18 protein-coding genes, 1 tRNA gene, 1 pseudogene and 1 riboswitch are annotated in these 19,307 nt (G+C 71.6%); of the genes and pseudogenes, 12 read left to right on the top strand and 8 right to left on the bottom strand.

The window, feature by feature from the left end:
- Position 1: 1 nt before the first annotated feature.
- Entirely contained in the window at positions 2-445 is a 444-nt protein-coding gene (locus tag HS99_RS06425; protein WP_232543104.1) for a gamma-glutamylcyclotransferase family protein, read from the bottom strand.
- Positions 446-577: 132 nt separating this feature from the next.
- Between HS99_RS06425 and HS99_RS06420 the strand changes: the two genes are divergently transcribed.
- Positions 578-1,591: an EamA family transporter gene (locus HS99_RS06420; protein WP_050366431.1), complete on the top strand. Its 1,014-nt coding sequence runs from the start codon at positions 578-580 to the stop codon at positions 1,589-1,591.
- Positions 1,592-1,725: 134 nt separating this feature from the next.
- Here the strand turns inward: HS99_RS06420 and HS99_RS06415 are convergent, their stop codons facing one another.
- Together HS99_RS06415 and HS99_RS06410 are read right to left on the bottom strand one after the other, a co-directional pair.
- Positions 1,726-2,289 (bottom strand): EF-hand domain-containing protein, encoded by a 564-nt coding sequence (locus tag HS99_RS06415; protein WP_030551479.1) that lies wholly within the window; start codon positions 2,287-2,289, stop codon positions 1,726-1,728.
- Positions 2,290-2,364: 75 nt separating this feature from the next.
- Positions 2,365-3,099: pseudogene (locus HS99_RS06410) on the bottom strand (ATP-binding cassette domain-containing protein); the annotation flags it as partial.
- A 209-nt stretch (positions 3,100-3,308) separates the two neighbouring features.
- A riboswitch (ZMP/ZTP riboswitch) is annotated at positions 3,309-3,403 on the top strand.
- 20 nt (positions 3,404-3,423) lie between these two features.
- On the opposite strand from HS99_RS06410, the gene HS99_RS06405 reads away from it, so the two are divergent.
- Positions 3,424-4,908 (top strand): glycine hydroxymethyltransferase, encoded by a 1,485-nt coding sequence (locus tag HS99_RS06405; RefSeq protein WP_030551483.1) that lies wholly within the window; start codon positions 3,424-3,426, stop codon positions 4,906-4,908.
- 32 nt (positions 4,909-4,940) lie between these two features.
- Here HS99_RS06405 and HS99_RS46320 read toward each other — a convergent pair whose 3' ends face one another.
- Complete coding sequence (locus HS99_RS46320) at positions 4,941-5,180, bottom strand: aldehyde dehydrogenase family protein (RefSeq protein WP_030551484.1); 240 nt, start codon at positions 5,178-5,180, stop codon at positions 4,941-4,943.
- Between the two features lie 77 nt (positions 5,181-5,257).
- Positions 5,258-5,788, bottom strand: a complete 531-nt coding sequence (locus HS99_RS06395; protein WP_046385646.1) for a DUF6624 domain-containing protein — start codon at positions 5,786-5,788, stop codon at positions 5,258-5,260.
- Between the two features lie 386 nt (positions 5,789-6,174).
- Here HS99_RS06395 and HS99_RS06390 point away from each other — a divergent pair, with 386 nt between their 5' ends.
- On the top strand, positions 6,175-7,149 hold the full coding sequence (locus HS99_RS06390) for a class I SAM-dependent methyltransferase (RefSeq protein WP_037828738.1): 975 nt from the start codon (positions 6,175-6,177) through the stop codon (positions 7,147-7,149).
- 196 nt (positions 7,150-7,345) lie between these two features.
- On the opposite strand, the gene HS99_RS06385 is transcribed toward HS99_RS06390, so the two are convergent.
- Together HS99_RS06385 and HS99_RS06380 are read right to left on the bottom strand one after the other, a co-directional pair.
- Entirely contained in the window at positions 7,346-9,004 is a 1,659-nt protein-coding gene (locus tag HS99_RS06385) for an APC family permease (protein WP_037828739.1), read from the bottom strand.
- 294 nt (positions 9,005-9,298) lie between these two features.
- Positions 9,299-9,383: transfer RNA gene (locus HS99_RS06380), tRNA-Leu, on the bottom strand.
- A gap of 454 nt (positions 9,384-9,837) precedes the next feature.
- Here HS99_RS06380 and HS99_RS06375 point away from each other — a divergent pair.
- Positions 9,838-10,347 carry an ATP-binding protein gene (locus HS99_RS06375; RefSeq protein WP_030281232.1) on the top strand — a complete coding sequence of 170 codons (510 nt, stop codon included), beginning with the start codon at positions 9,838-9,840 and terminating at the stop codon, positions 10,345-10,347.
- 92 nt (positions 10,348-10,439) lie between these two features.
- Here HS99_RS06375 and idi read toward each other — a convergent pair whose 3' ends face one another.
- Positions 10,440-11,090, bottom strand: coding sequence for an isopentenyl-diphosphate Delta-isomerase (gene idi / locus HS99_RS06370; protein WP_078656438.1), 651 nt, complete (start codon positions 11,088-11,090; stop codon positions 10,440-10,442).
- Between the two features lie 486 nt (positions 11,091-11,576).
- Between idi and HS99_RS06365 the strand changes: the two genes are divergently transcribed.
- The 8 genes from HS99_RS06365 (at position 11,577) to hpnD (ending at position 19,173) form a co-directional block, all read left to right on the top strand.
- A complete protein-coding gene (locus HS99_RS06365) occupies positions 11,577-12,332 on the top strand; it encodes a phosphocholine cytidylyltransferase family protein (RefSeq protein WP_030281235.1) in 756 nt (251 codons plus the stop codon).
- Entirely contained in the window at positions 12,320-13,381 is a 1,062-nt protein-coding gene (locus HS99_RS06360) for an iron-containing alcohol dehydrogenase family protein (protein ID WP_030281237.1), read from the top strand. The genes HS99_RS06365 and HS99_RS06360 overlap by 13 nt, the downstream gene beginning before the upstream one ends.
- Before the next feature lie 91 nt (positions 13,382-13,472).
- Positions 13,473-14,210: a CDP-alcohol phosphatidyltransferase family protein gene (locus HS99_RS06355; protein ID WP_167344914.1), complete on the top strand. Its 738-nt coding sequence runs from the start codon at positions 13,473-13,475 to the stop codon at positions 14,208-14,210.
- Positions 14,207-15,109 (top strand): glycosyltransferase family 2 protein, encoded by a 903-nt coding sequence (locus HS99_RS06350; protein WP_030281241.1) that lies wholly within the window; start codon positions 14,207-14,209, stop codon positions 15,107-15,109. Before HS99_RS06355 ends, HS99_RS06350 begins: the two co-directional genes overlap by 4 nt.
- A gap of 144 nt (positions 15,110-15,253) precedes the next feature.
- A complete protein-coding gene (locus tag HS99_RS06345; RefSeq protein ID WP_030551489.1) occupies positions 15,254-16,195 on the top strand; it encodes an ABC transporter permease in 942 nt (313 codons plus the stop codon).
- A complete protein-coding gene (locus HS99_RS06340; protein WP_167344913.1) occupies positions 16,188-16,997 on the top strand; it encodes an ABC transporter ATP-binding protein in 810 nt (269 codons plus the stop codon). Before HS99_RS06345 ends, HS99_RS06340 begins: the two co-directional genes overlap by 8 nt.
- A 329-nt stretch (positions 16,998-17,326) precedes the next feature.
- Positions 17,327-18,274, top strand: a complete 948-nt coding sequence (gene hpnC / locus HS99_RS06335; protein ID WP_037828741.1) for a squalene synthase HpnC — start codon at positions 17,327-17,329, stop codon at positions 18,272-18,274.
- A gap of 41 nt (positions 18,275-18,315) precedes the next feature.
- Positions 18,316-19,173, top strand: coding sequence for a presqualene diphosphate synthase HpnD (gene hpnD / locus HS99_RS06330; RefSeq protein ID WP_046385645.1), 858 nt, complete (start codon positions 18,316-18,318; stop codon positions 19,171-19,173).
- The last annotated feature ends 134 nt before the right edge of the window (positions 19,174-19,307 follow it).

The raw sequence follows: 19,307 nt of genomic DNA, 5'->3' as shown, positions 1-19,307 counted from the left end.
CTCACCTGTCCGTCCAGTCCCCCGAGGCGATCAGCGCCGGCCGTGCCCGCAGCCGTGCCGCGGCCGCCGGACCGGCGAGGTAGACCCATGCCTCGCGCCGCTCGCCCGCCGCCGTCCGCACCGCCATCCGGCGCCGCAGGTAGAGCCCCGTCCCGTCCGCCCGGCAGTCCTCCAGCCGGTCCAGGTCCGCGAGCACCCCGGCGTACGCGCCCGGGCGCACGGTGACCAGCTCACCCACGATCCGGCGCCCGGGCGTCGCGTCCGGCACCGCGTACGGGTACCCCGGTCCGTCGTGCAGGGCGGCGCCGTCCAGCACGGCGGGCAGGATCCCGTCGCAGCGTCCGGCCAGGTGGACGGCGTGGTTGCGGCCGCCGCTGCGCAGGGTGCCGTACACGAAGAACGGCAGCGCCGCCTCGACCGGTGGGGTCTGCTCGGACGCTGACACTTGTTCGACCTCCTCGCCGGGGAGCGCCAACGGTACGTTCTGCGGACCGATCCGTGATACCCACTGGCGCGCCGGGCCGTCGATGCGCTGTCATGTCGGGTGTTCAGCCAGCACCGTCCAAGGGGGACACGCATGACATCGCCCGCCTCGCCGCCACCGGCGACGACCCCCGACAGCAGCACCTCCGCCATCCCTTCGACCGCCCCCGCCCCTTCCCCCGCCCGGCTCTCCGGCGCCGTCTGGCTCGCCCTCGCGGTGGTCTACGTGGTCTGGGGCTCGACGTACCTCGCGATCCGGATCGCGGTCGAGACGATGCCCTCCTTCTTCTCCGCCGCCGCCCGCTTCCTGACCGCCGGCCTGCTGCTGGTCGGCTACCTGCTGGTCCGCCAGGGCCCGGCCGGCCTGCGGGTGAGCGGGCGCCAGCTGGCCTCCGCCGCCCTGGTCGGCGTGCTGCTGCTGACCGGCGGCAACGGCCTGGTGGTGCTCGGCGAGACCTCCGTCCCGTCCGGCCTGGCCGCCCTGCTGGTGGCCGCCGTCCCGCTGTGGATGGTCGTGCTGACGGCCGTCGGCGGCGGCGAGCGCCCCAGGCGCGCAGAGCTCGCCGGGGTGCTGCTGGGCCTGGTCGGCCTCGGTGTGCTGTCCGCCCCCGCGATCGGCGGGTCGGTGGAGCCGCTCGGCGTGGTCCTGATCATCTGCGCCACGCTGGCCTGGGCGGCCGGTTCCTTCGCGAGCAAGAAGATCCCGATGCCGGGCAACGTGCTCGCCGCGAGCGCCTACCAGATGCTGGCGGGCGGCCTGTGCAACGTGCTGATCGGACTGGCCCGTGGCGAGCAGCACGGGCTGGACCTCGGGGCGGTGTCGGGCCGGTCCTGGCTGGCCCTCGCCTACCTCGTCCTGTTCGGATCGCTGCTCGCCTTCACCGCGTACGCCTGGCTGCTGCGGTCGGCCCCGCTGACCCTGGTCGCCACCTACGCGTACGTCAACCCGGTGGTCGCGGTGCTGCTGGGCTGGCTGATCCTGGCCGAGCCGCTGACCGGCCCGACGCTGGCGGGCGGGTCGATCGTGGTGGCCGGCGTCTGTCTGGTGGTCAGCGTCAGCCGGCGGCAGGGGCGTCCGTCGAAGGCGGGGGCGGCGGCGCGCAGGTGAGGGCGACGGCGGCGCGCAGGTGAGCACGACCGAAACCCGGTCCGCCGGATCACCCCGGCAGTGCGCCGAGCAGGCGAAGAGCCTCCGCCGGTCCTGAACGGATCGGCGGAAGCTTGTGTGCCGGAGCGCGCGGATCAGAGCGCGTGGGGCGGCTTCCCCGTCCACCAGTTCCCCGGCGCCTCAGGGTCGCGGCTGGTCCAGTACTCGATGATCGCGTTGGTGAACTCGTCCGCCGACAGCGTTCCGTCACCGTCCAGGTCGAGGTGGCGGAAGGCCTCGTCGGCGTCGTCGCGGGAGAGTCCGGCGAAGTGGCCGCGCTGGAAGACGAAGAACTCGCCGGCGTCCACCGTTCCGCTGTGGTCGGCGTCAGCGACGGCGAGGAAGGACCCGGCCAGGGCGCCGAAGATCTCCCGGGCGGCCACCGGGTCGTCGGCGAGCGCGCCGGTCGAGGCGACGAACTGCTCGCGGGTGATCGCCTCCGTTCCGGTGGGCTTTCCGGCGAGGTGGAGGTCGTGCCAGACGGTCAGGTAGGCGCGGACGATCACGGCCTCGGCCTCCGAGCCCTCCTGGTGGCCGAGCGAGCGGGCCACCGAGTGGCCCATCAGCACGTGGTCCCGTTCGGTGAGCAGCCCGTCCCCGTCGGCGTCGAGGTGGTCGAAACCGTGATTGATCTTCGAGAAGAGCAGGTCGTCCGACAATGTGCCCCCTCCGGTGGCGATCTCGCGGCTCAGGGAGGGCCGCGGCACGTTGAGCGACGTCGCGTCGCCAGCACGCTAACGCGTGGAACCGCGCCCGCGCAGCCGAACGAAGGGCGAACAGCGGCGCCCGGGCGCAGCGATCAGTGCGCCGCGGCCGCTGCCCGGTACGGAGTCCGTCCGCAGCGCCGCCCCCACCAGTGCCCGGGTGTACGGCGCGCGCGGCGCGGCCAGCAGCTCGCCGGTCGGCGCGGACTCGACCTCGGAGCCGTCGCGCAGCACCAGCGTGCGGTCCGTCGTCCCCGCGACCACGCCCAGGTCGTGGCTGACCAGCAGCACCGCCGTGCCGTGTTCGCACTGCAACTCGCCCGGAAGGTCGAGTACTTGCCGCTGGACCCGGGCGTCCAGCGCGGTGGTGGGCTCGTCCGCGATCAGCAGCCGCGGCTCGTTCATCAGCGCCATCGCGATCACCACCCGCTGCCGCGTCCCACCGGAGAAGCGGTGCGGGTGGTCGCGCAGCCGGGCGGACGGGATGCCGACCCGGTCGAGCATCTCCGCCGCTCGCCGGCGGGCCTCGGCGCGCCCGGCCCGCGGGTGGTGCAGCCGGTACGTCTCGGCGAGTTGGGCGCCGACGCCGTGGAACGGGCTGAGCGAGGTCAGCGCGTCCTGGAGGACCAGCGCGGCCCGGCCGCCCCGAACCCCGCGCAGCAGCGGCTCCCCGGCGCCCACCAACTCCTGTCCGTCCAGCCGGATCGAGCCGCTGACGGTGGTGGTGCGCGGGTCGTGCAGGCCGAGCACGGCCAGCCCGACGGTGGACTTCCCGGAGCTCGGACGCGTTCCGGTATCCGCAAATCACCGGAAGTCGCTCCGGAGGAATTCCTCCCGGACTGTTTCGGGGATTGTGGCAGCTTCGTTTCCCGGCAACACGGCCGCCACAGAGGAACGAAAATATATTGGCGAACCGGGCGGCCCGTCCCGCATTCTGAGACCTCCGCCACAGTCCCCGCGGTCTTGGTACGATCCCGGTGGACCGCGACTGGCGCGTAGGGATGGAATCGACCATCGGGAAGCGGTCCCGTGGATCCGCACGTCGTTGCCGAGCGCCTGGGCCGCCCGCATCCCCACCAGGAGACCGCCATGGCCCAGCCCGAGCAGCCCCAGCAGACCCCCGCGCAGCCGCACACCGCCGCGAGCGCCGCCGCCGACACCGCCTTCCGCAGTGCCCTGGACGTCGTGGCCGGCGTCGAGCCGCGGATCGCCGCCGCCATCGGCAGGGAACTGGAGGACCAGCGCGCCTCGCTCAAGCTGATCGCCAGCGAGAACTACGCCTCCCCGGCCGTCCTGCTCGCCATGGGCAACTGGTTCAGTGACAAGTACGCCGAGGGCACCGTCGGCCGCCGCTTCTACGCCGGCTGCCGCAACGTCGACACCGTCGAGGCGCTCGCCGCCGAGCACGCCCGCGAGCTGTTCGGCGCCGAACACGCCTACGTCCAGCCGCACTCCGGCATCGACGCCAACCTCACCGCCTTCTGGGCGGTCCTCTCCCAGCGGGTCGAGAGCCCGGCCCTGGAGCGCGCCAAGGTGCGCAACGTCAACGACCTCACCGAGCAGGACTGGGCCCAGCTGCGCCAGGAGCTCGGCAATCAGCGCATGCTGGGCATGTCCCTGGACACCGGCGGCCACCTCACCCACGGCTTCCGGCCCAACATCTCGGGGAAGATGTTCGAGCAGCGCAGCTACGGCACCGCCCCGGAAACCGGCCTGATCGACTACGACGCGCTGCGCGAGACCGCCCGCGAGTTCCGCCCGCTGATCCTGGTGGCCGGGTACTCCGCCTACCCGCGGCTGGTCGACTTCCGCAGGATGCGCGAGATCGCGGACGAGGTGGGCGCGACCCTCATGGTCGACATGGCGCACTTCGCCGGCCTGGTCGCGGGCAAGGTGTTGACCGGCGACCACGACCCGGTGCCGCACGCCCACATCGTCACCACCACCACCCACAAGTCGCTGCGCGGGCCGCGCGGCGGCATGGTGCTCAGCAACGCCGAGCTCGCCGAACACGTCGACCGCGGCTGCCCGTTGGTGCTCGGCGGCCCGCTCTCGCACGTCATGGCCGCCAAGGCCGTCGCCCTCGCCGAGGCCCGCCGCCCCGAGTTCCGCGCCTACGCCCGCGCCGTGGTCGACAACGCCCAGGCGCTCGCCGAGGGCCTGCTGCGCCGCGGCGGCAAGCTGGTCACCGGCGGCACCGACAACCACCTGGTGCTCACCGACGTCTCCGGCTACGGACTGACGGGCCGTCAGGCGGAGGCGGCACTGCTGGACTCGGGCATCGTCACCAACCGCAACTCCGTCCCCCAGGACCCGAACGGCGCCTGGTACACGTCGGGCGTCCGGCTCGGCACCCCGGCGCTCACCACCCGTGGCCTGGGCACCGCCGAGATGGACGAGATCGCCGCCCTGATCGACACCGTCCTGCGCGGCACGACTCCCACCACCACCGCCAACGGGGCGCCCTCCAAGGCGAACTACGCCCTCGACGAGTCCCTGCGCGACGGCATCGCCAAGCGCGCCGCCGACCTCCTCGCGCCCTTCCCGCTCTACCCGGGCGTCGACCTGGTCTGACCGGGACGGCGCGGGCCGACCGCAACCCGGGGCTACCGAAGAGCTGTTCGGCAGCCCCGGGCCCGAGCCGGGCAGTACTGCAGTGGCTTGTACTGCAGGAACCGGGTGGTGGCTGCCCAGCCCGGGGCCGCCCGGCGGGCCGCCGTCACCGCGGCGTCGACGTCGGCCGCCCCGCCCGCCGGTACGGTGGTGAGCACCCGCTCGGTGGCCGGGTTCAGTACGGCGACGGGGATCCGTAGTCCCCGGAGGGCCGCCAGGAACCGTCGACGCACTGGTCGCCGTACTCCGCGTGCTCCTGCACGGGTCGTCCCGTCGGCTGGTCAGCGAACCCGCCGCGTGGACCGGCTGGTTATCGCGGAGCGAACCGCGCGGTGTACTGGTCGAACGGTTCGATCCCGACCTGCGCGCGACGCTCGTCCAGCCGCTCCGGGTCCTCGCACGGCCACGGCACCGGGCGGCCGTCCGCCACCGCGCCGATCTGGGTGCCGTAGCGCTGCGGGCGCCCCTCGTTGACGGCCAGCCGGTCCCGCAGGAAGCCCAGGTCCCGGGCGCTCGCCGCGCCGTCCGCCACCGCCTCCGCCATCAGCTGCACCGCCCGCCGCTGGACCTCCAGTTGGCGGTCCGCGTGCTGGGCGACCAGCCAGGCCGCCCGGGCGGCATCGGCGCCGACGGTCCGCTCGGTCGGCCAGCCGTGCTCCGCCATGATCTCCGAAAGCCGGTCGCCGTGCCGGGCGGTGAGCCTTCGCCAGACGGCCTGTTCGGCCAGGTCAGGGCTGTGCGCCAGCCGCGCGGCCGTGTTGTCCTCAGCCATCATCGCCGTCAATTCGACGGAGAGTGCGTTCGCCTGGGTTTCCGTCCGGTCACGCTCTGCTGCTGTCATGCCGATCCGTTCCTCGCCTCGAGGCCCTTGTCGGGCCGTCTGCCACCACGGTAGGGGTGGAAGTGGCGACGAAGATCATTCGCGAGGCCGGTGACGCGGGGCGGCCGATCGGGGCACAATTGGACGTAGCCCAGCCGCCAGGCCGTGTTCACCTCCGGTTGCGAAGAGCCGTGTTCCGCATTTCGGCAATTGGGCACCCGAGAGCCCTCCTCATCGCCCGGGTCCCGCTGTAGATTGCAGCGAACTCCGTGGTGGGGCCTACTGGCGGTGGGGGGCGACTCGCGTACGGCCGGGTGACCCGGCCGTCCCCGGGCCCGAGCAGGCTGCCACCGCGCCGAGACGTGGCCCAGGACCCGCAGGTCACCCGTACCGCTAAGGAGCATCCCGTGACCGACACCGCGTTGCAGGGCGAATCGCAGCAGCCCGGCGAACCCGCCGTGTTGGAGGACGTCCCGGGTTGGTTCTGGGACCACGACCGGCACTCCTTCGAGTGGTTCCTCGACCGGCAGACCGAGCGCGGTGTGACCGGCGACCTGCTGGAGATGGGTGCCTACCTCGGCCGCAGTGCGATCGTGATCGGCGAACACCTCCAGCCCGGCGAGACCTTCACCGTCTGCGACCTGTTCGACTCGGTCGCGCCGGACGAGGAGAACTCCAAGGAGATGGACACCTCCTACCGGAAGACGCTGACCCGGTCGGCCTTCGAGGCCAACTACCTGTCCTTCCACGACGAGCTGCCGGACATCATCCAGGCCCCGACCTCCGTACTGGCCGGCGGGCGGATCGCGGCCGGGGCCTACCGCTTCATCCACATCGACGCCTCGCACCTCTACGAGCACGTGGTGGGCGACCTCCAGGTGGCCCGGGTCGCGCTGCAGGAGCAGGGCGTCGTGGTGCTGGACGACTACCGGGCCCAGCACACCCCCGGCGTCGCGGCCGCGACCTGGGAGGCGGTGTTCAACCACGGTCTCAAGCCGATCATGCTCACCGAGTGCAAGTTCTACGGCACCTGGGGCGACCCGGAGCCGTTCCAGCGCGACCTGCTCGACCGGGTGCATCTCGCGTCCGGCTGCCACCTCAGCACCGAGACCCTGAACGGTCGGCAGGTGCTGCGGATGACCGGCAGCTCGGAGGGCATCCAGCCGTTTCGCGCCTCCCGTCACCGGCGGCGCCCCGCCGTCGAACCGTCGCAGTCCCGCGACGCGCTCCGCGCCGCCCAGGACGAGGCCGCGCTCGACCTCGCCGTGCGCCGCGCCCGCGCCGCGGAGGCGCGCCGCCCGGTCAACGTCGCCAAACGCGCCGCGAAGGACCTCCTGCCGCCGGTCGTCACCTCCGCCATCCGCCGTGCTCGTCGCGGCTGACCAGCCTGACGGGCGGCGGTCGGCGGTCGGCGGTCGGTGAACCGATGACGGCGGCGGCGAACAGCTGACAGCGGACAGATGACAGCGAACAGATAACAGATGACAGATTTCAGTCTCTGTCATCTGAACCCCCTCCTCGCACCAACGCCGAAGGGCCGGTCGGAAACCCGACCGGCCCTTCGAAACGCGTATCCGCTCAGACCCGCGAAGGCTCCGCAGTCCCCGCGGCGTCACCCGACGCCTCGGCCGCGGCCTCGGTCTCCAGCTCGCGTCGCACCTCGGCCAGCGAGGGGTTGACCCAGGAGCTGGCGACGCCCCAGTAGTAGAACGCCAGCCCGATCGCGGCCACGATCAGCAGGTCCCAGCCCTCCGGCAGGTAGCCGTGGCCGCCGAAGTCGGTGCTGCCGGCCCAGGAAATCCCGGCCATCACGAACAGGTAGGCCACCATCCAGGCGCCCGCCTTCAGGTGCGGCTTCAGCTCGGCGAACGGCTTGCGCAGCTCGTAGAAGGCCCAGATCGGCAGACCGGCGGCCATCAGCAGGATGACCTTGCCGGTGAGCGGCCAGCGGGCCCAGTACAGGACGAGCGAACCGAACACCATCGCGACCGGCGCGATCACCGGCATGGCCTTGAGCCGCACCGGACGCTTCAGGTCCGGGGCGAGGCGGCGCAGCGACATCACGGCGACCGGGCCGGTGATGTACGAGATCACGGTGGCCACCGAGACGATCTCGGCCAGCGAGCCCCAGCCGCGGAAGACCGCGAGGAACAGGAAGGCGACCAGCAGGTTCAGCAGCAGCGCCGGGCGCGGGATGCCGGTCTTGGCGTCGACCTTGCCGAAGATCTTCGGCAGGTGGCCGTTCTCCTGCACGCCGTGGATCATGCGCGAGGTGGTGGCGGCGTAGATCATGCCGGTGCCGGACGGCGAGACGAAGGCGTCCGCGTAGAGCAGCAGCGCGAGCCAGTTGATGCCCCAGGCGATCGCGAGGTCGGCCAGCGGCGAGGTGTAGGAGAGGCTGCTCCAGCCCTTCGACAGATCGGCGGCCGGGATGGCGCCGATGAAGGCTATCTGCAGCGCGACGTAGATCACCAGGGCGATCAGGATCGAGCCGATGACGGCCTTCGGCAGCGACTTGCCGGGGTTGCGGGCCTCGCCGGCCATGTTGAGCGGGGACTGGAAGCCGTTGAAGGCCCAGACGATGCCCGAGACGGCGACGGCGGTGAACACGGCGCTCCAGCCGTTCGGCGCGAAGCCGCCCTGCTGGGTGAAGTGCGAGGTGTCGAAGTGTGCGAGGAGCAGCGCACCGGCGGTCAGCGTCGGCACGACGACCTTGAACACGGTGATGGCCGTGTTGGTCTTGGCGAACAGCGTGATCGCGAACCAGTTCAGGGCGAAGTACACGACGAGCAGCACGCTGGCGAGCGCCACACCGCTGACGGTGAGCTCCTTGCCGTCGTACAACCCCTTGGCCCAGCCGAAGTGCCAGGAGCTCATGTACTGGACGGACGCGGTGGCCTCGCCCGGGATGACCGAGACGATGGCGATCCAGTTGGCCCAGGCGGCCAGGTAGCCGGCCAGCGAGCCGTGCGAGTACTGGCCGTACCGGACCATGCCGCCGGCCTTGGGGAACATCGACCCCAGCTCGCTGTACGTGAGGGCGATGGTCAGCGCCACGGCGGCGCCGATCACCCAGGCGAGGATCGAGGCGGGCCCGGCCAGCTTGGCCGCCCGCTCGGCACCGAACAGCCAGCCGGATCCGATGATCGAACCCAGGCCGACCGCGGTCAGGCTGATCGTCCCGAGCGATCGGCGGTAGTTCTGGTGTGATGCCGTCGACGAAGCGGGCTCACTCAACGTATCGGTCCTCTCGCTCGGGGTTCAGCGGATGGTGTCGGTTCTTTTACGGTTTTGGTCGGCATTCCGGACAAACGCCAGAAGCCTATGGTTCGAAAAGGGGCGAATACCTCAGAGGAAGCTCAAACTGCCCGATCGTTGCCATCTCGTGTCCGGTTTCCGGACGACTGGACCCTGCAGCGAGACGGACGCCACACCGCCGGACGGCAGTGGATCACGGGGGGAGCCGGGCTCGGGCCGGGAAAAGGAAATTCCCCGTGGATTCCTTTCGGATTCCACGGGGAATTTCGACTGTGTCCGAGGGGGGACTTGAACCCCCACGCCCGATAAAGGGCACTAGCACCTCAAGCTAGCGCGTCTGCCATTCCGCCACCCGGACGGGGTGTGTGCTCCGGGGTTTTTCTCGCCCCCTCGGCGACAGAGAGAACATTACCAGGGTTCTGGAGTGCTTCTCACCTGCGTTTCCTCGGCCCCGCCCCGCGGCGGCCGCGCGCCCGGGCCTCGCGGCCGTCCGGGCCCGCCGTGTGCTCCGGTTGCCGCCCGGGCCCCCGCCCTGCCTGGATGGGACGGGGGGCCCGGGCGGACTGGCTGGAACGCTTCGCGAGGGCGCTCGAACCCCGGCCGAAGCGGTGAGGGAGCGCTAAGCAAACGATCGGTTTCGCCCCCACTCACGATCGATCCCGATCCGAACCGATCCGACACGGGCAACTTGTCGACGGTGCCCCGGCCGCGCCGACCGCTCTCCTAGCCTCTGTGGACCGAGGGCGCCATGAGCGGATCGCCTGATTCCCGGGTCGCCTGATTCCCGGGTCGCGGACGAAGGGCGGCTGGACGTGGAGCAGATCAGCGGGTCGGCGAAGGCCGGCCCGAGACCCGGCAGCCGGCCGGGCGGGCGGCAGGCCGCCGACGGCCCCGTGGAGGGCGTGTGGCGCTTCCGGGTGCCCGCCGTCGAGGCCTCCGTGCCGCGCACCCGCCATGCGGTGCGCGACCGCCTGCTGGCCCAGGGCATGACCGGTGTGCGCTACCAGGAGCTGGTCGACGACCTGCTGCTGATCGTCTCCGAGCTGGTCGGCAACGCGGTGCGGCACGCGGCCGAGCTGTCACCCGAGGTGACGACGGAGCTGTCGGTGCGCCGCGGCTGGGTGCGGGTCTCGGTCGAGGACGGCGATCCGTACCGGCCGAAGGCCCTGGAGAGCGACACCGCCCGGACCGGCGGGCGCGGCCTGCTGCTGGTGAAGAGCGTCACCCTGCAGGCCGGCGGGGTGTGCGACGTCGAGCAGACGGGGGAGGGCGGCAAGGTCATCTGGGCCTCGCTGCCCGTCCCCCCGGGGCCCGCGCACTGACGGCCGCCCCTGGGAGGGCGACCGCCCCCGGGGAAGGTGACCGCTTCCGAGAGGGCGGCGGCGGGACGGCCGTCCGCGCGCAGGCGCGGCCGCTACCAGTCCCGCCCGGCGATCTCCCGGATCCCCGGCAGCGCCGCCTCGAAGACCGTCTCGAACCAGACCGAGAAGGGCCGGTCCGCCCGCAGCTCGCGCAGTTCCTGCGCGGTCACGAAGGCGAAGTCGTCCACCTCCTCCGGGTTCGGCTCGACCGGCGCGGTGACCAGCCCGACGAACAGGTGGTTCCACTCCCGCTCGATCAGCCCCGAGGCCTCGTCCGGGAGGTCGTAGCGGACCGTCCCCGCCTCGCAGAGCAGCGCCGGCGCGACGCCCAGCTCCTCGGCGGTGCGCCGGGCGGCGGCGACGAACGGCGGCTCGTCCGGGTACGGGTGCCCGCAGCAGGTGTTCGACCAGACGCCGGGGGAGTGGTACTTGCCGAGCGCCCGGCGCTGCAGCAGCAGCCGGCCCTGGCGGTCGAAGAGGAACACCGAGAAGGCCCGGTGCAGCCGGCCCGGCTGCTGGTGGGCCCAGTGCTTCTCGGCGGTGCCGATCGTGACACCCTCGTCGTCGACCAGTTCCAGCAGGATCTCGGCACCGGAGGCGGCGGCGGAGGCCCGTGGGTCGACCGTCACGTCGGTCTCGACGTCGAGACCGGTGTCGATCTCGGCGGCGAAGTGCGTCGGGTCGGTCGGCAGACTCTGGGGCATGGGGCCTCTTTCGGGAGCGGGAGCAACGGAAGCACCGGGTGCGTCCCGTGCACCGGGTGGAGGGCACGGAACACAGCGGGGGCACCGGCGCCGGCGTCGGGCTCCAGTCTGCCGTATGGGTGGCGGTCGGGACGGGTCCCACGCACAACCGGGCGGATCATGACCCGGGGGAGTCCCGATCCGGGCAGAGAAGGCCCCGGGAAGCCCCCGGACGGTCATTGGACCCGCAGGCCAGTTCGATATCCGTTCCAATCACGTTCGATCACGGCTCCTCCACCGGGCCGTCACCTTGCCGCCTCCGGCCGCGTTCGGGAGGGTGGTCCGGGTCGCCTACCATCACTAACGACACGCTGCCCGGATCTGTGCCGGTCCGGCGCGCCGCCCCCGGGCCCGGCCGAACGCCGCTCCGGGGCGATACAGCGCCGCCGCGCCCGTCGGCACATCCCGCGCGCACCGCACGACGCACGACGGATCAGGAGACCCCGCATGATCGGCCTCGTTCTGGCAGCCGGCGCCGGCCGCCGGCTGCGCCCGTACACCGACACCCTGCCCAAGGCACTGGTGCCGGTCGACGGGGAGCGGACCGTCCTGGACCTCACCCTCGGCAACTTCGCCGAGGTCGGCCTGCGCGAGGCGGCGATCGTCGTCGGCTACCGCAAGGAGGCGGTCCGCGACCGCAAGGACGCCCTGGAGAGCAAGTACGGCGTCAAGCTCCACCTGGTCGAGAACGACAAGGCCGAGGAGTGGAACAACGCGTACTCGCTCTGGTGCGCCCGCGAGCTGTTCTCCGAGGGCCTGCTGCTGGCCAACGGCGACACCGTCCACCCGGCCTCGGTGCAGCGCACCATGCTGGAGGGCAACCGGCAGCTCGCCGAGGCCGGCCGGGCCCCCGGCATCCTGCTCGCCCTCGACACGGTGAAGAAGCTCGCCGACGAGGAGATGAAGGTCGTCGTCGACCCGGCCGCCGGCATGCGCCGGATCACCAAGCTGATGGACCCGGCCGAGGCCACCGGCGAGTACATCGGCGTCACCGTGATCAACCCCGCCGCCGCCGCCGACCTGACCGACGCGCTGCGCGCCACCTACGAGCGCGACCCGCAGCTGTACTACGAGGACGGCTACCAGGAGATGGTCAACCGGGGCCTGCGGATCGACGTGCAGCCGATCGGCGAGGTGTCCTGGGTCGAGGTCGACAACCACGACGACCTGGCGAAGGCGCGGGAGATCGCGTGCCAGTACTGACCCGACTGGTTCCGTCGCCGCTGTTCGCCGAGATCCGCCCGGGCGCGCTGGACGCGCTCGGCGGCATCCTGGCGGACCAGCGGCTGTCGGCGTCGGGCCGGATCGCGGTGGCGATCAGCAACGGCTCCGGCGCCGCGATGCGCGAACGCCTGGAGCCGGCCCTGCCCGGCGCCGACTGGTACAACGTGGACGACGGCAGCCTCGACAGCGCGGTGCGCTTCGCCGAGGAGATGCGCGGCCGGCACTACGACGCGGTCGTCGGCCTCGGTGGCGGCAAGATCATCGACGCCGCCAAGTACGCCGCGGCCCGGGTCGGCCTGCCGGTCGTCGCGGTGGCCACCAACCTGGCCCACGACGGCATCTGCTCGCCGGTCTCCACCCTCGACAACGACGCCGGCCGGGGCTCCTACGGGGTGCCCAGCCCGATCGGCATCATCGTCGACCTGGACGTGATCCGGCAGGCCCCGCAGCGCTTCGTGGCGGCCGGCATCGGGGACGTCGTCTCCAACATCTCGGCCTGCGCGGACTGGGAGTTGTCCCACACCGTCACCGGCGAACCGGTGGACGGACTGGCCGTGGCGATGGCCCGCTCGGCTGGCGAGAACCTGCTGCGGCACCCAGGAAGTACTCAGGACCAGGACCTCCTGACGGCCCTCGCGGAAGCCCTGGTACTGTCCGGCATCGCGATGAACATCGCGGGCAGTACCCGGCCCTCGTCGGGCGCCTGCCACGAGATCTCGCATGCCCTGGACGTGCTGTACCCCAAGCGTTCCGCCCAGCACGGCGAACAGGTGGGCCTCGGCGCCGCGTTCGCCAGCTTCCTGCGGGGCGAGCGCGAGCTGACCGGCCTGGTCGTGGAGCGCCTGGCGCGCCACGGCCTGCCGGTGACCGCAGCTCAAATCGGCTTCACCGAAGCGGAGTTCACCGAGGCGGTGCACTACGCTCCGAACACCCGCCCGGGCCGCTACACCATCCTGGAACACCTCGACCTCTCCCCTTCCGCAATCAGGGACGCGTACGCCGACTATGTCCAAGCCGTCAACAGCTGACCCCTCCACCGCGGGCGCCGAGCGGCCCCCGGTTGACCTGACCCGCCGGCCCTCGATCGAGGAACTGCGCGCGGTGATCCACCCGGAGGGCATGCTCCAGCGTCGCAGCGCCGAGCACTGGGCCGGGCGCCTGTACATGCGGAAGATCTCGCTGCGGATCACCCGCGTGCTGTCCACCATGACGGCGATCACGCCCAACGGCCTGACCTACCTGATGATGTTCACCGGCATCCTGGCCGGTGCCGCACTGGTCGTGCCGGGCATCACCGGCGCGGTCCTGGGCGCCCTGCTGATCCAGGTCTACCTGCTGCTGGACTGCGTGGACGGCGAGGTGGCCCGCTGGCGCCGGCAGACCTCGCTCACCGGCGTCTACCTGGACCGGGTCGGCCACTACATGTCCGAGGCGGCCCTGCTGACCGGCCTCGGCCTGCGCGCCACCGACCTGCTGCACCGCGAGGGCCGCGGCTCCCACTGGGAGTGGGCGTTCCTGGGCACGCTGGCCGCGCTCGGCGCGATCCTGATCAAGTCCGAGACGGACCTGGTGGACGTGGCCCGGGCCCGCAGCGGCATGACGGCGGTCGAGGACAGCGCCTCGGTTCCGCGTTCCTCCTCGGTGGCCAAGGCGCGCCGGGTGGCCTCCTTGCTGAAGTTCCACCGCCTGGTCGGCGCGGTCGAGGCCTCGCTGTTCATCCTGGCGGCCGGGATCGCCGACGCCGTGCACGGCGGGCTCCTCCTCACCCGGCTCGCCGTCGTGGTGCTGGCGGCGATCGCCATGCTGCAGACCGTCCTCCACCTGCTGAGCATCGTCCTTTCGAGCAGGCTCCGATGACCACTACCACCACCACCGCGGACAGCTTCCGCCTCGGCGTCGTCATCATCACGATGGGCAACCGGCCCGCCGAGCTCAACGCCCTGATCGAGTCCGTCCGCGCCCAGGAGGGCCCGGCGGTCGAGCTCGCCGTGGTCGGCCAGGGCGTCGAGCTGCCGCCGCTGGTCGAGGGCGTGCGCACCGTCGAGCTGCCGGAGAACCTCGGCATCCCGGGCGGGCGCAACGTCGGCATCGAGCTGTTCGGGCCGGACGGCCGGGAGGTGGACGCCGTCCTCTTCCTGGACGACGACGGGCTGCTGCCCCGCACCGACTCGGCCCGCCTGCTGCGCGAGGCCTTCACCGCCGATCCGGAGCTGGGCATCGTGTCCTTCCGGATCGAGGACCCGGACACCGGCGTCACCCAGCGCCGGCACGTCCCCCGGCTGCGTGCCAGCGATCCGATGCGCTCCTCCCGGGTGACCACCTTCCTGGGCGGCGCCAGCGCCGTGCGCTGCAAGGTGTTCGAGCAGGCCGGGCAACTGCCCGCCGAGTTCTTCTACGCCCACGAGGAGACCGACCTCGCGTGGCGCGCGCTGGACGCCGGCTGGGCCATCGACTACCGGGCGGACGTGGTGCTGCACCACCCCGCCACCTCGCCGGCCCGGCACGCCGCCTACTTCCACAACGTGGCCCGTAACAGGGTCTGGCTCGCGAGACGGAACCTTCCGGCCCCGTTGGTGCCTCTCTATCTGGGAACCTGGTTCCTGCTGACCCTGGCCCGACGTCCCTCCGCGGAGGGACTGAAGGCCTGGATGGGCGGATTCCGGGCGGGCTTCCGCGAACCCTGCGGTCCGCGGAAGCCCATGCGGTGGCGTACCGTCTGGCGACTGACCAGGATGGGCCGTCCTCCGATCATCTGATTGGATCGAGTGATCGATCGCCTCGGCCGGTGACCACACACCGGCCGGAACCTCCCCCGTGATCCCAGTGGATCCCCATCGGCGCAAGGCCGGCGGACCCCCGCCGACCGGCCGCCCCGACCAGATCCCGCGCGAAGGACGAATGTGTCGACAGTGAGTGAACCCGTCAGCCTCTCAGCCCCGAGGGGGGCGGACGCGGGCCTGACCCCCAAGCAGCTTGCGGACAAGTACGGCCTGTCGGTGAGCGGCGCGCGCCCCGGGCTGTTCGCCTACACCAAGCAGCTCTGGGCCCGGCGCCACTTCATCTGGGCCTTCGCCACCGCTCGCCTGGTGGCCCAGTACACCGACGCCAAGCTGGGCCAGCTGTGGCAGGTCGTGACCCCGCTGCTCAACTGCGGTGTGTTCTACCTGGTCTTCGGTGTGATCCTGGCGAGCAAGCAGGGCTTCCCCGGTCACACCTACATCTCCTGGTTGTGCATCGGCGTATTCGTCTTCCAGTTCACCCAGAACGCGGTGCAGTCCGGCACCCGGGCGATCTCCGACAACCTCGGCCTGATCCGCGCGCTGCACTTCCCGCGCGCCAGCCTGCCGATCGCCTTCACCGTGATCCAGCTCCAGCAGCTGCTGATCTCGATGGTGGTCCTGGTCGTCACCGTGCTGGCGGGCGGCATCAAGCCGGGCAAGACCTGGCTGCTGGTCATCCCGGCACTGCTCCTGCAGACGCTGTTCAACACCGGCATCTCGCTGATCTTCGCCCGGATCGGCTCCAAGACCAGTGACATCTCCCAGCTGATCCCGTTCGTGATGCGGGCCTGGATGTTCCTGTCCGGCGTGATGTTCAGCATCCAGGACAAGATCCAGACCTGGCCGCACTCCATCCAGACGATCATGGCCCTCAACCCGGCCTCCGTCTACATGGACCTGCTGCGGCACGCCTTCGCGCCGATCATCTACAACAAGCACCAGGCCGTTCACCAGACCCTTCCGCCGCACCAGTGGACGTACGGCATCGGCTGGGCGATCGGCATGTTCGTCATCGGATACGTCTTCTTCTGGAAGGCCGAGGAGGAGTACGGCCGTGGCTGACACCGACCTGATCAAGCGCGACGCCGTCCCGGCCGTCAGCGTGGCCCGTGAGCCCACCGTGGTCGTCGACGACGTGCACATCGTCTACCGGGTGCACGGCGCCGGCTCCGGCAAGGGCAGCGCCACCTCGGCGATGAGCCGCATCCTCAGCCGTAAGCGCGGCGCCGGCGTGCGCGAGGTGCACGCGGTCAAGGGCATCAGCTTCACCGCGTACAAGGGCGAGGCGATCGGCCTGATCGGCTCCAACGGCTCCGGCAAGTCGACCATGCTGGCCGCCATCGCGGGCCTGCTGCCGACCGAGAAGGGCGGCATCTACACCAACGGCCAGCCCTCGCTGCTGGGCGTCAACGCGGCCCTGATGAACGAGCTCACCGGCGAGCGCAACGTCATCCTGGGCTGTCTGGCGATGGGCATGACCCCGGCCCAGGTGAAGGAGCGCTACCAGGAGATCGTCGACTTCTCCGGGATCAACGACAAGGGCGACTTCATCTCCCTGCCGATGCGCACCTACTCCTCCGGCATGGGCGCCCGGCTGCGCTTCTCGATCGCCGCCGCCAAGACCCACGACGTGCTGCTGATCGACGAGGCGCTGGCCACCGGTGACCAGGCCTTCCAGCAGCGCAGCAAGAGGCGCATCGACGAGCTGCGCGGCTCCGCCGGTACGGTCTTCCTGGTCAGCCACGACAACAACTCGATCCGCGAGGTCTGCGAGCGGACCATCTGGATCGAGGCGGGCGAGCTGGTCATGGACGGCCCGACCGACGAGGTCGTCGGCCGGTACGAGCGCGGCGAGCGCCCGTAGGCTCAGGCCCCCGAAAACCCCTGGCTCCCGAGGGCCGGCACCGGAACACTCCGGAGCCGGCCCTTCGGCGTGCGCCCGCTGATCCGACGTCATCCGAAAGACACGCCCTAGTCCGGCTGGCCGTCCCCGCGGGGGTGAGCGCCACCGTGCGCCGGGCGGGGCACTCTTCTCGGGCGCGTCGCGTGGTGTCAGGCTGGGGGCGCGGGGGCGATGTGCCCTGCGTGACGCCCGCGCTCGGACGCGTGTCCGAGTCGGACCGGTGGTACCCAGCGGTGTAGAACGGGGGAGTGACTGCAGTGTCGGCTTCGGCCCAGCCCAGAGATACGCCGGTGAACCCTTCCGCGGGACAGACCCTGGAGAAGGCGGGTGCGGAGAACTTCCCGGTCGCCCCCTTCTTCCTGCCCGCGGCCTGGCGCGACGACCTGATGGCCGTCTACGGCTTCGCCCGGTTGGTCGACGACGCCGGCGACGGCGACCTGGCCGACCCGGCCGCCACCGCTGCCCTGCTCGGGGTCGAGCGGCGGCCCGCCGCCACCCCTTCGGCCCAGTCCGGCCGGCCGAGCCCGGCGGAGGCCGCCTTCCGCCTCGCGCTGCTCGACGGGCTGGAGCGCGATCTCGACCGGGTGTTCGAGACCGCCCTGCACTCCGCCGACGCCGAACGGCCCCGCCACCCGCTGATGACGGCGCTCGTCCCGCTGGTCGACCGGCACCAGCTGACCCCCGAGCCGTTCCGGCGTCTGATCGAGGCCAACCGGGTGGACCAGACCACCACCCGCTACGCCACGTACGACGACCTGGTCGGCTACTGCACGCTCTCCGCCGACCCGGTGGGCCGCCTGGTGCTGGCCATCGCGGGCGTCTCCACCCCCGAGCGGATCGCCCTCTCCGACGCGATCTGCACCGCCCTCCAGGTGGTCGAACACCTCCAGGACGTGGCCGAGGACCTCTCCCGCGGCCGGATCTACCTCCCCACCGAGGACCTCGAACGCTTCGGCGTCACCGAGGAGGAGCTCGCCGCCCCCCGCGCGACCGGAGCGGTTCGGGAACTGATCGCCTTCGAGGCCGAACGGGCCCGCACCCTGCTCGACCGCGGCGCACCATTGGTAGGTACGGTTCGGGGGAGGCTTCGACTGCTACTGGCGGGATTCACCGCAGGCGGCTACGCGGCCCTGGCGGCCGTCGAGGACGCCGGGTACGACGTGCTCGCCCGGCAGGCGAAGCCGGACAAGCGTCGCCTCGCAGTGAAGGCGGCGGCCATCTTCGCGAAGGGAAGGTGAACGCCCGAGTGGCGGCATCACCACTGGCGTCGGCCCAGGTCATGGCGGCGTACCGGTACTGCGAGGCAGTCACCGGACTGCAGGCGCGCAACTTCAGCTACGGCATCCGGCTGCTGCCCGAACCCAAGCGGCTGGCCATGTCGGCCCTGTACGCGCTGGCCCGCCGGGTGGACGACATCGGCGACGGCGACCTCCCGGCCGACCGCAAGGCCGAGGCGCTGGTGCGCACCCGGGAACTGGTGGACGAGGTCCGCTCCGGGACGGTCGCCGAGGACGACACCGACCCGATCAAGGTCGCCCTGGCCGACGCGGCCCGGCGCTTCCCGATCCCGCTCGGCGGCTTCGACGAGCTGATCGACGGTGTGGAGATGGACCTCAAGGGCGCCGAGTACCAGACGTACGAGGAGCTGAAGATCTACTGCCGTTGCGTGGCCGGAGCCATCGGCCGGCTCTCGCTCGGCGTCTACGGCTGCGAGGACCCGGAGCGCGGCGCGCGCTACGCGGACACCCTGGGCCTGGCCCTGCAGCTCACCAACATCCTGCGCGACCTGCGCGAGGACGCCCTGAACGGCCGCACCTACCTGCCCACCGAGGACCTGGTCCGGTTCGGCTGCGAGCAGGGCTTCGCGCTGTCCAAGCCGCCGGTCGGCGCGGACTTCACCGGTCTGGTGGCCTTCGAGGCCGCCCGTGCCCAGGCCGCCTTCGAGGAGGGCCTGCGGCTGCTGCCGATGCTCGACCGCCGCAGCCGCGCCTGCACCGCCGCGATGGCCGGGATCTACCACCGGCTGCTCGGCCGGATCGCCGCCGATCCCGAGTCGGTGCTGCGCGGCCGGGTCTCGCTGCCGGGCTGGGAGAAGGCGTACGTGGCGCTTTCCGGGCTCGCCGGGGGGCGTTCTTGATTCTCGTCACGGTTCTGTCACGCTGTGTCAGCGGGGAATCACATCCGGGTAGAGCCGCGTTGACCACGATGCTGACCATGACGGTGCCGGCCGCCAGCGCGCCGGCCACACCGACCGCCACCGGGCGGTCGAGC

The sequence above is a fragment of the Kitasatospora aureofaciens genome, assembly GCF_001188955.3.
GTDB classification, from domain to species: domain Bacteria; phylum Actinomycetota; class Actinomycetes; order Streptomycetales; family Streptomycetaceae; genus Kitasatospora; species Kitasatospora aureofaciens.
Note: the sequence above shows the minus strand (reverse complement) of the source record. Positions and strands in the feature narration are given on the sequence as shown.

Bases quoted from the DNA above. Each gene is read 5' to 3' on its own strand.
- HS99_RS06365 (WP_030281235.1), top strand. From the start codon at position 11,577: ATGATCGGCCTCGTTCTGGCAGCCGGCGCCGGCCGCCGGCTGCGCCCG.
- HS99_RS06405 (WP_030551483.1), top strand. From the start codon at position 3,424: ATGGCCCAGCCCGAGCAGCCCCAGCAGACCCCCGCGCAGCCGCACACC.
- HS99_RS06350 (WP_030281241.1), top strand. From the start codon at position 14,207: ATGACCACTACCACCACCACCGCGGACAGCTTCCGCCTCGGCGTCGTC.
- HS99_RS06420 (WP_050366431.1), top strand. From the start codon at position 578: ATGACATCGCCCGCCTCGCCGCCACCGGCGACGACCCCCGACAGCAGC.
- hpnD (WP_046385645.1), top strand. From the start codon at position 18,316: ATGGCGGCGTACCGGTACTGCGAGGCAGTCACCGGACTGCAGGCGCGC.
- HS99_RS06395 (WP_046385646.1), bottom strand. From the start codon at position 5,788: ATGACAGCAGCAGAGCGTGACCGGACGGAAACCCAGGCGAACGCACTC.
- HS99_RS06355 (WP_167344914.1), top strand. From the start codon at position 13,473: ATGCTCCAGCGTCGCAGCGCCGAGCACTGGGCCGGGCGCCTGTACATG.
- idi (WP_078656438.1), bottom strand. From the start codon at position 11,090: ATGCCCCAGAGTCTGCCGACCGACCCGACGCACTTCGCCGCCGAGATC.